At 56.7% G+C, this 14,797-nt stretch carries 10 protein-coding genes; 8 read left to right on the top strand and 2 right to left on the bottom strand.

Translation table 11 applies throughout. The annotated features are described in order from the left end of the window. Nucleotides 1-283 precede the first annotated feature (283 nt). The 4 genes from psaA (at nt 284) to ACVWVQ_RS08755 (ending at nt 7,144) form a co-directional block, all read left to right on the top strand. Complete coding sequence (gene psaA / locus ACVWVQ_RS08770; protein WP_457508016.1) at nt 284-2,551, top strand: photosystem I core protein PsaA; 2,268 nt, start codon at nt 284-286, stop codon at nt 2,549-2,551. Between the two features lie 21 nt (nt 2,552-2,572). Beyond that, complete coding sequence (gene psaB, locus ACVWVQ_RS08765) at nt 2,573-4,807, top strand: photosystem I core protein PsaB (protein ID WP_457508014.1); 2,235 nt, start codon at nt 2,573-2,575, stop codon at nt 4,805-4,807. 117 nt (nt 4,808-4,924) lie between these two features. After that, nucleotides 4,925-5,506, top strand: coding sequence for a Uma2 family endonuclease (locus tag ACVWVQ_RS08760; RefSeq protein WP_414522281.1), 582 nt, complete (start codon nt 4,925-4,927; stop codon nt 5,504-5,506). A 30-nt stretch (nt 5,507-5,536) separates the two neighbouring features. Beyond that, nucleotides 5,537-7,144, top strand: a complete 1,608-nt coding sequence (locus ACVWVQ_RS08755; protein WP_457508012.1) for a phytoene desaturase family protein — start codon at nt 5,537-5,539, stop codon at nt 7,142-7,144. A 59-nt stretch (nt 7,145-7,203) separates the two neighbouring features. Here the strand turns inward: ACVWVQ_RS08755 and ACVWVQ_RS08750 are convergent, their stop codons facing one another. Beyond that, complete coding sequence (locus ACVWVQ_RS08750) at nt 7,204-8,682, bottom strand: hypothetical protein (protein WP_457508010.1); 1,479 nt, start codon at nt 8,680-8,682, stop codon at nt 7,204-7,206. A gap of 320 nt (nt 8,683-9,002) precedes the next feature. Between ACVWVQ_RS08750 and ACVWVQ_RS08745 the strand changes: the two genes are divergently transcribed. Both ACVWVQ_RS08745 and ACVWVQ_RS08740 read left to right on the top strand, forming a co-directional pair. Beyond that, complete coding sequence (locus ACVWVQ_RS08745) at nt 9,003-9,632, top strand: hypothetical protein (RefSeq protein WP_457508008.1); 630 nt, start codon at nt 9,003-9,005, stop codon at nt 9,630-9,632. Between the two features lie 66 nt (nt 9,633-9,698). Further along, on the top strand, nt 9,699-10,787 hold the full coding sequence (locus tag ACVWVQ_RS08740; protein ID WP_457508006.1) for a DUF7933 domain-containing protein: 1,089 nt from the start codon (nt 9,699-9,701) through the stop codon (nt 10,785-10,787). Between the two features lie 221 nt (nt 10,788-11,008). Here ACVWVQ_RS08740 and ACVWVQ_RS08735 read toward each other — a convergent pair whose 3' ends face one another. Next, nucleotides 11,009-12,412, bottom strand: coding sequence for a phosphoglucomutase/phosphomannomutase family protein (locus ACVWVQ_RS08735; protein WP_457508004.1), 1,404 nt, complete (start codon nt 12,410-12,412; stop codon nt 11,009-11,011). Between the two features lie 270 nt (nt 12,413-12,682). Between ACVWVQ_RS08735 and ACVWVQ_RS08730 the strand changes: the two genes are divergently transcribed. Beyond that, nucleotides 12,683-13,405, top strand: a complete 723-nt coding sequence (locus ACVWVQ_RS08730) for a hypothetical protein (RefSeq protein WP_457508003.1) — start codon at nt 12,683-12,685, stop codon at nt 13,403-13,405. Nucleotides 13,406-13,588: 183 nt separating this feature from the next. Beyond that, nucleotides 13,589-14,593, top strand: coding sequence for a phosphate/phosphite/phosphonate ABC transporter substrate-binding protein (gene phnD, locus ACVWVQ_RS08725; RefSeq protein ID WP_457508000.1), 1,005 nt, complete (start codon nt 13,589-13,591; stop codon nt 14,591-14,593). Nucleotides 14,594-14,797 lie beyond the last annotated feature (204 nt).

The following is a 14,797-nucleotide window of genomic DNA, read 5'->3' as shown; positions in this document are numbered from 1 at the left end:
CCCACCCAGGGGATCCCTTGCTGCTTGTTGTCTGGTTTCAACCCTTCATTAGAACCCATTGGGTCGACTGAAAATTCGTTACATATATTTACATCTATGATCGAAAAAACAATTGCCAATCGACTCCAGCCTCGATGGGACAAGGGATCCCTCGTTTAATTATTGTGAAGCAACTGAGGGCTCACAAACCCTGACCTATAATGCCAGGTAAGTCCTGCCCTGGGGGAATCTTCTGCCAAGGGGTAGGGATGCTTCGTTCCTTGTCGCAAGAGAGGAGTTCTTGATGACAACTACGCCAAAGGAGCGAGAGCCGAAGGTCAAGGTGTCGGTTGATGTGGATCCGGTTCCCACCTCATTTGAGAAATGGGCCAAGCCGGGGCACTTCGACCGCAGCCTATCCCGTGGCCCCAAGACCACGACCTGGATCTGGAACCTCCATGCTCTTGCTCATGACTTCGACAGTCACACCAGCGACTTAGAAGACGTCTCTCGTAAGATCTTTTCCGCTCACTTCGGCCACTTGGCAGTGGTTTTCGTCTGGCTGAGCGGCATGTACTACCACGGAGCTCAGTTCTCCAACTATTCCGCTTGGCTGGCGGATCCGATCAACGTCAAGCCCAGCGCCCAAGTGGTCTGGCCCATCTTCGGCCAAGAGATCCTGAATGGGGATGTGGGTGGCGGCTTCGAAGGGATCCGCATTACTTCTGGTCTATTTCACCTCTGGCGAGCTGCCGGCATCACCAACGAGTTTCAACTCCTCTGCACCGCCATCGGTGGCTTGGTGATGGCCGGGTTGTGCCTGTTCGCCGGCTGGTTCCACTACCACAAGCGGGCTCCCAAGCTGGAGTGGTTCCAAAATGTGGAATCGATGCTCAACCACCACCTGGCGGGCCTGCTGGGGCTGGGTTCTTTGGCCTGGGCCGGTCACCAAATCCACGTGTCCATTCCCATCAACAAGATGTTGGATGCGGGCGTGCCGGCTGACCAGGTGCCCTTGCCCCACGAGTTCATCCTCAACCCGGCCCTGATGAAGGAGATGTTCCCCAGCGTGGATTGGGGCATCTTCAGCGGGGTGGTGCCCTTCTTTACCTTGGATTGGGGCAAGTACGCGGAGTTTCTCACCTTCAAGGGTGGCCTGGATCCGCAAACGGGCGCCCTCTGGCTAACCGATCAAGCCCACCACCACTTGGCCATTGCCGTGCTCTTCATCGTGGCCGGGCACATGTACCGCACCAACTGGGGCATTGGCCACTCCATTAAAGAGATCCTGGAAGCCCACAAAGGCCCCTTCACCGGCGAAGGCCACAAGGGCCTCTACGAAGTGCTCACCACCTCCTGGCATGCCCAACTGGCCATCAACTTGGCCATGGTGGGATCCCTGAGCATCATCGTGGCCCAGCACATGTACGCCATGAACCCCTACCCCTACATGGGCATCGACTACGCCACCCAGATCTCCCTGTTTACCCACCACATGTGGATAGGCGGCTTCTTCGTGGTGGGGGGTGCTGCCCACGGGGCCATTTACATGGTGCGGGACTACGACCCGGCGGTGAACCGCAACAACGTGTTGGATCGGGTATTGCGCCACCGCGACGCCATCATCAGCCACCTCAACTGGGTGTGTCTGTTCTTGGGCTTCCACGCCTTTGGCTTCTACGTCCACAACGACACGATGCAAGCCCTGGGCCGTCCGCAGGACATGTTCTCGGACACCGGCATCCAACTGCAGCCCATCTTTGCCCAGTGGATCCAGTCGCTGCACACTTCGGCCATTGCCAGCACCGCTCCCTATGTGGGCGCCTCGGTTAGCCCCATCTTTGGTGGCGACGTGGTGGCTGTGGGCGGCAAGGTGTCCATGATGCCCATGGTGCTGGGCACGGCGGACTTCATGGTGCACCACATCCACGCCATGACCATCCACATTACGGTGCTGATTTTGCTCAAGGGGGTGTTGTTTGCCCGCTCTTCCCGGTTGATCCCGGACAAAGGCAAATTGGGCTTCCGCTTCCCCTGCGATGGCCCGGGCCGCGGCGGCACCTGCCAGGTCTCCGGCTGGGATCACGTGTTCCTGGGGCTGTTCTGGATGTACAACTGCATCTCCATCGTGATCTTCCACTTCAGTTGGAAGATGCAGAGCGACATCTGGGGCACCGTCAACGCCGATGGCACGATTGAGCACATCACCGGCGGCAACTTTGCGGCCAGCGCCATTAACATCAACGGCTGGTTGCGGGACTTCCTGTGGGCGCAATCGGTGCAGGTGATCAACTCCTACGGCTCGGCTCTGTCGGCTTATGGGCTGCTCTTCTTGGGCGCTCACTTTGTCTGGGCCTTCAGCCTGATGTTCCTGTTCAGCGGTCGCGGCTACTGGCAGGAGCTCATTGAGTCAATTGTCTGGGCTCACAACAAGCTGAAAGTTGCTCCGGCCATTCAACCCCGCGCTCTGAGCATCATTCAGGGTCGGGCGGTCGGTGTGGCCCACTACCTGTTGGGAGGGATCGTCACCACCTGGGCGTTCTTCCTGGCACGGTTCGGCGCACTCGGCTAAGGCAAGGAGGAAGAGAGAATCATGACAACTGCAACTCGTTTTCCCCAATTCAGCCAAGACCTGGCCAGCGATCCCACCACGCGTCGGCTGTGGTATGGCATTGCCACCGCCCACGACTTCGAGACCCACGATGGCATGACGGAGGAGCGGCTTTACCAAAAGCTGTTCGCCACCCACTTTGGCCATCTGGCAATCATCTTCCTGTGGGCCTCCGGCAACGTCTTCCACATCGCCTGGCAAGGCAACTATGAGCAATGGGTAGCCAACCCCACCGGTGTTACGCCCATCGCCCACGCCATCTGGGATCCCCACTTTGGCAAGGCAGCGGTGGAAGCCTTTACCCAACCGGGGGGCGGCGGCCCCGTCAACGCGGCCTACTCTGGCCTGTACTATTGGTTCAACACCATTGGCCTGCGCACCAACGGCGATCTCTACACCGGCGCGATTGGCCTGCTGTTGTTGGCGGCAGTGTTTCTGTTTGCCGGCTGGCTGCACCTGCAGCCCCGCTTCCGGCCTAGCCTGAGCTGGTTCAAGAACGCTGAAGCCCGTCTCAACCACCACCTGGCCGGCTTGTTTGGGGTCAGTTCCCTGGCTTGGACTGGTCACCTGGTACACGTCGCCATCCCCGAGTCCCGCGGGCAGCACGTAGGCTGGGACAACTTCCTTACCACTCTGCCCCACCCGGCAGGTCTGAAGCCCTTCTTTACCCTCAACTGGGGGGTGTATGCCCAGAACCCGGACACGGCCAACCATGTCTGGGGCACGGCAGAAGGGGCGGGCACGGCCATCCTCACTTTCTTGGGTGGCTTTAACCCCAACACCCAGTCCCTGTGGCTGACGGACATGGCCCACCACCACCTGGCCATCGCGGTGATCTTCATCGTGGCCGGCCACATGTACCGCACCAACTGGGGCATTGGCCATAGCATCCGGGAGATCCTTGGCTCCCACAACCCCCCCAAGGGCACTCCCTTCGGAGGCCTGCTGGGAGAAGGCCACAAAGGTCTCTACGACACGGTCAACAACTCCCTGCACTTCCAGTTGGCTCTGGCCTTGGCCTGTCTGGGGGTGGTGACCTCGCTGGTGGCGCAGCACATGTACGCCCTTAACCCCTACGTGTTCATGTCCATGGATCACACCACGGAGGCGGCTCTCTACACCCATCACCAGTACATTGCTGGCTTCTTGATGGTGGGGGCGTTTGCCCACGGGGCCATCTTCCTGGTGCGGGACTACGATCCTGAGGCCAACAAGAACAACGTGCTGGCGCGGGTGCTGGATCACAAAGAAGCGATCATCTCCCACCTCAGCTGGGTATCGCTGTTCCTGGGCTTCCACACCCTGGGGCTGTACGTCCACAACGACGTCATGCAGGCCTTTGGCACGCCGGAGAAGCAGATCTTGATCGAGCCGGTGTTTGCTCAGTTCATCCAGGCCTCTCACGGCAAGATGATCTACGGCATGGATGTGTTGTTGTCCAACCCCGACAGCCTTGCTTCTACCGCTTGGCCCAACTACGGCAACGTGTGGCTGCCGGGCTGGCTGCAGGCCATCAACGATCCCAATGGATCCCTGTTCCTGCCCATTGGCCCGGGTGACTTCCTGGTGCACCACGCCATTGCCCTGGGCCTGCACACCACCACCTTGATCCTGGTGAAAGGTGCGTTGGATGCTCGCGGCTCTAAGCTGATGCCGGATAAAAAAGACTTCGGCTACAGCTTCCCCTGCGATGGCCCGGGTCGGGGCGGCACCTGCGACATCTCCGCCTGGGATGCCTTCTACCTGGCCATGTTCTGGATGCTGAACACCATCGGCTGGGTTACCTTCTACTGGCACTGGAAGCAGCTTGGGGTTTGGAGCGGCAACACTGCCCAGTTCAACGAGAACTCCACCTACCTGATGGGCTGGCTGCGGGATTACCTCTGGGCCAACTCCGCCCAGTTGATCAACGGCTACAACCCCTACGGGATGAATAACCTGGCGGTTTGGGCCTGGATGTTCCTGTTCGGCCACCTGGTGTGGGCAACTGGGTTCATGTTCCTGATCTCCTGGCGCGGCTACTGGCAAGAGCTGATCGAGACCTTGGTGTGGGCGCATGAGCGCACTCCCTTGGCCAAGCTGATCCGCTGGAAAGACAAGCCGGTGGCCATGTCGATTGTCCAAGGTCGTCTGGTGGGTCTGGCTCACTTCACGGTGGGTTACGTGTTGACCTACGCGGCCTTTGTTATCGCCTCGACAGCCTCTCAGTCGGGGTAGCAAGCCTCACCTGCTGAATAACCGGTAGAGAAGGGATCCCTCGGCTGGTCCAGGGATCCCTTTTTTGTGAGTTGGTAGAGTGGTGATATGAAGTTTAGGGTCTGATGAGTTTGGTCGATGACTCTAGCCGCCCGATTGGATCCCTATATCAGGCGATATACCTTTGAGGAGTTTCATCGGCTGATTGAGTCTGGACAGATTGAAGAGCCCAATCAGTTGGAGCTGATTGACGGGCTCCTGGTTCAAAAGATGACGAAAGGGGAGAGGCACGCCGCCTACTGTAGCCGCCTGTACCGACTGTTGGTGGGCCTTGTGCAGGAGCAAGCTATTGTGCGCACCCAGGATCCAGTGCAACTGCCCCCCAATCACGAGCCGGAGCCCGACTTTGCCATTGTGCGCTTTCAGCAGGATGAGTACCGCTCTCGGCATCCTCAGCCCGAAGACATCTATCTCATCATCGAAGTGGCTGATTCTTCCCTTACCTATGATCGGGAAGTCAAACTCGGACTCTACGCCAAAGCCGGGATCCCCAACTACTGGATCTTGAACTTGCAAGAGAACTGCCTAGAGACGTACAGCTTGCCAATAGAGTCGGGAGTTTACCAAAAAAGAGAGGCTTACACCCCCAAGGAGAAAGTTGGGATCCCAGGGATCCGGGCTGGAGAGTTGAGTCTGGATCAGGTTTTTTCCATCGGTTAAGGCAGGGATCCCTTGCCGGCAGATCGAGTCTTGGCTGTCAGGAGTATTGTGGGTGGAGAAGCGTTTGCAGAAGGATTGTTGATGAGCTACGACGCGGTGGTGATTGGGGCCGGGCACAACGGGCTGGTGAGCGCTTGCTATTTGGCCAAAGCGGGGCAAAAAGTGCTAGTGCTGGAGCGCTATCACACCGTTGGTGGTGCTGCCATTACAGAAGAAATTCACCCAGGCTTTCGCGTGTCGGTGGCTTCCTACTCCTGTAGTTTGCTGCGCCCGGAGATCATCCGCGATCTGCGCCTGCCGGACTATGGCTTTGAGGTCTATGCCAAGCAACCTTCCTACTTCATGCCCTTCCCGGATGGGCAGCACCTCTTCCTGTATGCCGATAACCGCGCCAAGAGCAAGGCGGAAATTGCCAAGTTTTCCCGCAAAGATGCGGAAGCCTACGACCGCTGGGAGGAGTTTTGGGATCGGGTGAACGAGGTGGTGGAGCCAACCTTAATGCAGCCGCCGATTTCACTGGGGCAACTGGCGGATCGCTTTGCAGCCGCCGGGTATGAAGACGATTTCCGCCGCATCATGCTCCTCTCGACCACCGATCTTTTGGATGAGTTCTTCGAGTCGGAGCAGGTCAAGGCGGCGATGGCTCCCCAATCTTTGATTGGCACCTCAGCCGGGCCGATGACTCCAGGTACGCCCTACATCTGGCTGGTCCATGCGGTAGGTCGGGCCATTGGCTCGCGTGGGGTCTGGGGCTATGTGCGCGGTGGGATGGGATCCATTACCCAAGCGATGGCCAAGGCAGCTCTGGACTTAGGGGTGGAGATCCGCACGTCTGCTCCAGTGGCGGAGATCTTGATAGAGAGTGGGCAGGCCGCTGGGGTTATCCTCGAATCGGGGGAAACCGTGCGGGCGCGGGCGGTTCTCTCCAATGCCCATCCCCAAATCACCTTTTTGCGACTCTGCTCCTCTTTGCCCCCAGACTTGCGTGACCGGCTAGAACGGCACTACCGCACCTCAGGCCCGGTGTACAAGCTCAACTTGGCCCTGGAGGAACTGCCCCGCTACACGGCGGCCCCTGCTGAAGTGCCCCCAGAAGTGGTCAGTTCCGCCACGGTAGACATTGCTCCCTCGGTGGCCTATCTGGAGCGGGCTTGGGATGATTGCAAATACGGGATCCCTTCCCGGGATCCGTTTATCGAGATCTACAGCCAATCCCCCACCGACCCGACAATGGCTCCCCCAGGCAAGCACATCCTCTCCTGTTTCTGTCAGTTTGTGCCTTACCAACCCAAAGGGCGAGACTGGAACGATGGCCTGCGGGAAGAATTTGCCGATCGGGTAATCGACAAAATTGCCCAATTTGCCCCCAACATTAAAAACGCCGTGATCGCACGGCAGATGTTGTCGCCCGTGGATCTGGAGGCCCGCTTCGGCCTTGTGGGGGGCAGCATTTTTCACGGGGAAATGACGCCGGATCAAAGCTACAACCTACGGCCCATCTCCGGCCTGGCCGACTATCGATCCCCCATTCCCGGCCTTTACCTCTGCGGCTCAGGGGCGCACCCAGGAGGCGGAGTGACCGGGATCCCTGGCCACAACTGCGCACAGGTGGTGCTCAGCGATCTACCCAAGCTCTGACCGACGAAAAGGCCAAGCCAGAGCGGATCCCTGCTCTGGGATCAAACGGGTTGCCTGGGTTACAGCCGCACCTGCGTGCCCTCAAAGAATCCACGAATAATGAGAATAACTCCCCCTGCATCAGGAGTACCCGTATTTCCGTCGCCAGTTGGTGGGTTCGGGCCTATAACTTGGTTGTCAGTGGGGAACTCTTGCTCAATAAAGAATTGCCCAGAGATATTCGAGCCAGAGGTGGTTGGATCGAAAACCAAATTCAAGTTGCCTCGCAGCAGAGAACCGCCAATATCTGCCCTATTAAACGGCCCGGCCAGTTGTGCCCCAGCTAAGGTGCGGAAGACAAAATCTCCCGTGGTGGGGACAATGCCCTGAAGGATAACAGGACTGAGATTAGTTCCCTCCACAGGGGATCCAGGCAACGTACCTGTAGAGCGCTCTGTGCGCAATGAGAAAAAGTAATCAAAGACTGTTGGGGCACCCGGACGATCAGGAACCGGCAATTCCGGCAATTGCGGTATCGGTGTGGGGAAAGGTCGTGGCGGCGGGCTGACCTGCACAAAGTTGAGAACTGTGCTGACGTTGGCCGGATCAAACTCCGCTTGAACACGACCGTTCAGTAAGCGGCGGATGCGAACCAACTGATTGGGCAAGATGTTTGGACGAGTGGGATCCGGAGCAAACAGTACCGACTGCGTACCCACCTGGTCGGGACGATAGACAATCTCCGCCTGGTTGGGACGGAAGTTCAGGCGTGCAAACAGGGCCAAGGCATCCTCAGGAGTGCCATCACCCGCAACGCCCCGCTGCCGCACCACAAAGCTGGCGGAGAAACTACCTGTCTGGAGAATGGCAGATACTCCTTCTGTTGGGTTCACGAAGCTTCCTGCTGGTGGGTCGCCGTTGGGGCCAGGATCTTCATAGAGTACCCCCGTGGTGCGGACAATGAGAGAAGAATCTCCCTCTAGGACAACTTGGTTGCCATTCCTATTCACCAAGATTCGGCGCACGGTGAGAGTCAAGACAGTACCTTCCCTGACGGCTCTAAAGGTTGTGTTCACCCGAATGCGCTGATCATTGGGGTTTGTCGAAATTGCAACCAGCCCGGCGATATTGAATTGCGTAGATAGCCTGCCGTCGTTGGGTCCAAAGGCAGTGATATTCACCAGCGGTGTGGTTCGCCCAATTTGGATGGCCAGCGTGCTGGAGCGAAGGGTGGAGTCGATTGTCAGCTCACTGGCTGGGATCTCGTTCACAGGCAAGATGCGGGCTTCAACATTGGCGATGCGAGCTTCACCGCTGCCTTGGAGGGGGTTGGTGCGCACAGGGATCCCGTTGTCAAACCTCGGATTGACATAGTCCAAGCGGAGGCTGGTGGTCTCCAGCACTGAGCCGGGGGTAAAGCGATACTCTTGGGCCGAGACAAAGGCAGCCGGATCCACCTGGACGGGCCCAGGCAAGGTCGGAGACTCATTAACTTCTCCGCAGCCGCCTAGCAGCAAGACTCCACACAAAACCGCCAACGAGCGACCTTTGAAGTTCATACGGCACTTCCTCACACACCTTAAATCTGGGCAAATCCACACAAAATGGGGAGAAGGCACCCAACCCCTAACGCTACAGGTAAGCTGGCCGCCCCTGCTCGAGGCTATGATACCCCATATCTAGGGGATGGGCCATTTCCAGAACAATTTCTTGCATTTGCTCTGCCGCTCGCTTGACAACGCTCTAGGATGCAGTAGAACTAACAGCAGACATCCCCCTTGAAATTGTGCAGATGCATAAGACTTGAGCAAGCTCGGTGGATCCCCGCTGGACGCTGCCTAAGACGTTTGCTGTGGTGTGAGTGAGTGGAGATTTTTCGATGAGACGACGTTTTGGCTCAGCCCTTGGCCGTGGCGGCCTCTCTCTTTGGGCAACCTGTGCTTCGGTTGCGCTGATTACCGGCTGCAGTAGCGAGACCACCAGCGGGGTGCCGCCTCTACTGGATTCTAGCGGTGCCACGCCTCCTCCTGTGGCCGTTGCCCCCACGATTGCCCCCAATCTCACGCCTATCACCTTCCGCCCAGGGCCGGACTTTGCCCCCATCACCCCACCGCCGGTTCAACCCGACCTTCCGGATCCGCCTAGTCTGTCTGGGCAGTTTAATCTTTCAGTGGGATCCGCCTTTGTAACTATCACCTTGGCCGGCTTACGTGCTCCAGGAGTGATCAGGAGCGTAGAGGTTCAGTTTTTCAACATCAGTCGCGGCACGGATATTACCAGCATCTTTTTGCCGACGGCAATTGAGCAGTTTAGAAATACGCTGATAGGCAGAGGCAATAGCTACGACGACCGAAACGGGATCACCCTCACCGGCGGCTTTACCTTTCCGGCTGACCCGGCTGCCTATACTGCCAATGTTGCTACAGGAGAAAGGGTTTTGGTAATCGTGGTCATTCGAGATTCATTTGGTCAAGCTCTGAGTCTGAAAGCGGACGCCCAAGCCCCCTAAGCTAGAGCTGAGTAAGGCTGTTTGGGTTTGTGCCACGAGAGAGTTGAATGGCAGGAGGATGAGGGAATGAAAACGGGAAAAGTAGCTGGGGTTTTGGCTTGCCTGTGCTTGGGCTTGCTAACAGCTTGTCAACAAACTAAAGAGGGGAATCCAATCAGCTCGCTGCCAGGGCCAATCATCCCTGTGCAAAACCCAAATACGGAACCCGGAGGAACGGGGGTAGGGCTGCCATCCACTCCTCCGATTGGATCTGTTCCCCCAGGTCAACCCAGCCCTCTTGTGCCCCCTCCTGTGTCGGCACCGACGATCCCTCCCCTGCCCAGCCCGAACCCCTCTCCCAGTATCATTGGCTTGCCCCCAGGCCCCTTGGCTGCCCCGAAGTTTACTAAGAGCTTCAGTCCTTCCACAACCTCACCAAACGCTCCCGTAACCCTAAGCTTCACAATCACCAACAACTCTGGCATCCAACTGACTGGCCTCAACTTTGCAGACAGCCTGCCTGCAGGGTTAGTTGTTGACACTTCGCCTAACATCACCAATACCTGTGGTGGATCATTTGCTCCGACTCCAGGCGGGGCCCTAATCACTCTAAGCAATGGAACACTGGCTGCCAACGCAACTTGTACAGTTACTGTTCAGGTTGTTGCTGCAGGCACAGGTACCTATACTAACCCTGCCGTAACTCTGACCAGTAACCAGGCTCCTCCTGTTCCAAGCGCACCTGTCGATCTCTTCGTGATCCTAGCTACTCCTCCAGGGTTTACTAAGCAGTTTGTTCCTAACTCGACTACAAACGGCAACATCGTGGCTGTTGTCTTCACAATTACGAACACTGCAACTGTTCCCATAACCGGCCTCAGTTTCATCGACATTTTGCCCAGCACTCCGGCTCCAGGGTTACAAATTACGAATCCAGAAGTTAACTCAAACACCTGCGGTGGTACGCTGACAGCAATTGGTGGTACGACCACGATTTCTCTCGCGGGCGGAAGCCTAGCCGCAGGCGCCTCCTGCGTAGTTTCTGTATCGGTCGAGCAAGCTCTGCCCCTGCCTCCACCACCAGTGCAGTACGACAACCCTCCAGTTACTCTCTTGAGCAATGGCGCGCCACCAGTTCAATCCAATCCCAATCCAGCATCTGTGACTTTCAACTGAGCCCCCTGCAAAATCCTGGCTATTGATTGGCCGATGTCTGAACAGGGTAGTCGAACTTTTCCGGGGAATTCAAAATCTGTGGGATCTTGTGCTAGCTGAAGGATTCCGGCTGAATTTTGAGTCAAGCGATCCAGCTTTGCCAAAGAAGCCGTACTTTGTCCGACTTTGCAAGATTTTGTGAACAAGTGGGATCCTTGCCCTGCAAGGGATCCGCATCAACCTCAATCAACCTGGCCGATCAAGGCGGCTGCCCAATCCAGGAGGGCGTTCACTGCTTCTAGGTCTTTCGCTTCTGAGTACAACCTCAGCAGAGGCTCGGTGCCGCTGCCGCGAATCATCACCCAGCTTCCATCGGCGAGGGTGAATTTGTGGCCATCTTTGTCGAAATGTTTGATCACCTTCTGCCCCAAAATCTCAAGCGGGGGATCCTTTTGCAGCCGCTGGAAGAGCTGGGTTTGTTGATTTTGATCGGCGAGGTGGAGATCGCGGCGCAGGTAAACAGAGGTGAACCCTTCCCGTTCCTGCAAAGCCCGGTAGATGGTGCTGAGATCTTGGCCGGTTTCCGTAACCGCTTCGATGAGATACAGGGCCGAAAGCAGGGCATCCCGCTCGGGAATGTGGCCCAGGTAGCCGATGCCGCCCGATTCTTCTCCACCCAAGAGCACCTCTGTGCTCATCATGCGCTCGGCGATGTACTTAAAGCCCACCGGCATTTCCGTAACCGGCAGGCCGTAGTGCTGTGCAACTTTAACAAACAGTTCGGAGCCGCTGATGGTTTTGACAATCTCGCCCCGCAAGCTGCGTCGCCCGGCCAAGTGGTCGATCAAGATGGGGATCAGGATCTGCGGGCTGAGGAAATGGCCCTGCCCATCGAGAGCCGCAATGCGGTCGGCATCCCCATCAAAGACCAAACCCATTTTCAAGGGGGCCGGATCCGCTGCGATGATCTGAGCGGAAGCCTGCAGGTTTTGCGGCAAAGGCTCAGGGGGAAATCCCCCAAACAAGGGATCCCGATGCGCCTGCAACTCAATGACCTTCTCCCCCAAGAGGCGCTTGAGGCCGCCAGCGCCAGAGCCAAACATGACATCCACCCAAATCTTGGCCGGGGATCCCTTGAGCTTTTCCAGATCCACAAAGCGGCTGAGCTGAGCCAGGTAGCCGGGCCAGGGATCCCAGGTGTGGATGGGGGTCTTGTGGGATCCAAGAGGTTGCAGGTGGCGCATATCCTGCTCGATGGCGGCAGTGACTTCCGGTGGCACGGAGCCACCGAATCCTCCCTTGACCTTGAGGCCGGAATAGTGGGGGGGGTTGTGGCTGGCGGTGATCACCAAAGCGCCGTGGCAGCCCCGCTCCTTGGCACCCCAGCTAAAGGCCGGCGTTGGGGCCACCGTGGTGGAGAGATAGACCGGGATCCCCAGGCGGGCCACCACCTCAGCAACGTGGGCGGCAAAGCGTTCCGAAAGAAAGCGGTTGTCGTAGCCGACCAGGATCCCTTCGCCGGGGTAGGTGCGGGCCAACACTTGGGCGCTGGCCTGGGCTGCAACGGTCAAGTTTTGGAAAGTAAAGGCATCGGCAATCACGGCTCGCCAGCCGTCGGTGCCAAAGTGAATAGGGGGGGTGGGCATGGCTTGATGTATCGGATCCCGTCGCATCAACTCATAGCATGATGCCAAGGTCAATGGTTTCAAGGAGGACGAAAAAGCGGTTGATCTGCGGTTTCTCAGCCCACTCTCAGGCAAAATGGGCTGCATTCTCAGCTGGAGCGGGGGTAATAAGAGAGGAGTTTCTCTTGCAGGGTTCATCAATCCAGCTCCCAGCCTGACGGCCCAAGGTATCTGCGAGGGAGTTCCTCCGCGTATTTACGTGGGTACAGTTCTGCAAGTTGTGGTGCCAAGATGTTCAGCCTACTCCTTCTGCTGACCTTGATTGGGGTGATCTTCTTCACCCGGCGGCTACAGCAACTCCTGCACAACATTCCGCAGCGCTACTGGCTCTCTCTGGGTGGAGGGATTTCTCTGGCCTATGTGTTCACGGCTTTTTTGGCGGAAGTGACGGAGCTGCAACAACACTTGATGCCCCTAGAAGTGCCTGTGTTGGGCTATTTGATTGAACACATTCATCTGCTCATGTTGCTGGGCATTGTTACGGTATATGAGTTGGAGGGGCTGGCCCAATCTTCCAAGCAAGAGGCATTGCTGCATCCAAGGATATTTTCCGTTCACATTGGTTTCTTTACGCTCTACAGCGTAATTCTGGGTTATCTGCTAAGACACACGGTGCAAGAATGGCTCAGTTGCCTGTTGCTGACCATCGCTTTGGCTATCGACCTCAGCATCGTCTGTAAAGATCTATTTGAGCATCATCCCCACTTATTTCAGCACCAAGGGCGTTGGCTGTTGATCGGATCCCTTTTTGTCGGTTGGCTGATGGGGCAAAGGGCCATTTTGCCGGAGATAGCCTTAGCCGCCAGCATTGCCTTTGTAGCGGGGGTTTTAATCTTTCAAGTGCTGAAGCACGAGCTACCCGAAACCGAAGGGCACTTTGGGGCATTTTTGGCGGGTGTTGTCGGTTTTGGTAGCTTGCTGGTGGCCATTTCGGCCATTCGGGCCTGGGAGTGAGTTCTACGGGTAAACCCAGCGTATCAGTAGCAATCACTGGGATCCCTCTCTGAAATTCTGCGGATTTTGAGTGGAGATTACCTTTTCTTAATCTTCGCTTAACAAAAAATTAACTCTAGCCTGCTATTTTCTATCAGTTCCTTGAAGAAACACTAAGCCCTCATTGAGGAGTCAATAGACACTATGATGAAAACTTTCTTGGCAGGCCGTCGCTCTTTGCTCGTGGGGCTAGTTGCCACCGTGGCCGGTGCTTCTGTAGCCCTGTCTGGACTGGTGCATGCCCAGGCCAAAGATTGCCCCCGTCCGCCGGAGATGGATGTGCGCTTCTGCGACCGCGATGGCGATTTGATTGCCGATGTGCCGGAAGATCCGAACGAGTGGATCAATCCGGATACCCTGATCTTTGCCTACACCCCCGTTGAGGATCCCTCAATTTACGAGAACGTTTGGGCTGAGTTTCTCGATCACTTGGCAGAGGTAACCGGCAAGAAGGTGGAATACTTCCCAGTGCAGTCCAATGCTGCTCAGTTGGAAGCGATGCGGGCGGGCCGTTTGCATGTGACCGGCTTTAACACCGGCTCTGTCCCTTTGGCGGTGAATGCGGTGGGCTTCCGTCCTTTTGCTATGATGGCCAGCTTGGATGGCAGCTTCGGCTACGAAATGGAGATCATCGTTCCTGCCGATAGCGATATCCAATCCATCGAAGATCTGCGCGGTCGGCAATTGGCTTTCACTAGCGAAACCTCCAACTCTGGCTTTAAGGCTCCTTCGGCGCTGCTGAAAGGGGAATTTGGCATGGAGCCCGGGGTTGACTACCAAACTGTCTTCTCAGGCAACCACGAGAACTCTATCTTGGGTGTGTTTAACAGTGACTACGAGGCGGCGGCTATTGCCAACTCCGTGATGACCCGCATGGCCGAGCGGGGCACGATTGATCCCAGCAAAATTCGCACCATCTACAAATCTCAAACTTTCCCCACCACAGCCTATGGAGTTGTCTACAACCTCCACCCAGAAGTGGCGGAAAAAGTGAAAGAGGCTTTCTTCACCTTTGAGTGGGAAGGCACCAAGCTAGCGGAAGAGTTTGGCAAGAGTGGTGGGGAGCAGTTCATTCCCATCACTTACAAAGAGTATTGGGAAGTGATCCGCACTATTGATAAAGCCAGCGGCGTGGAGTACAAGCTCTAAATCCTCTCCAGCAGATCTTTCACTTATGGGATCCCTTCTCGATCGGGGATCCCTTTTTGTTGTCCTGCAACAGTCAGGATCGAGCCGGACAGTATCATCGTTGCAGACCTACAGCCTTTTAATTTAAAATAGGGTACAGGTATTCAAGAGGAAGGAGAGAAAGGAATGCCGACTCATTCTTTGGATTTGCGGCAAAGAGTTGTA

The sequence above is a fragment of the Thermostichus sp. MS-CIW-36 genome, from assembly GCF_054059035.1.
The sequence above is the reverse complement of the archived record's forward strand: the minus strand, read 5'-3'. Positions and strand labels throughout refer to the sequence as shown.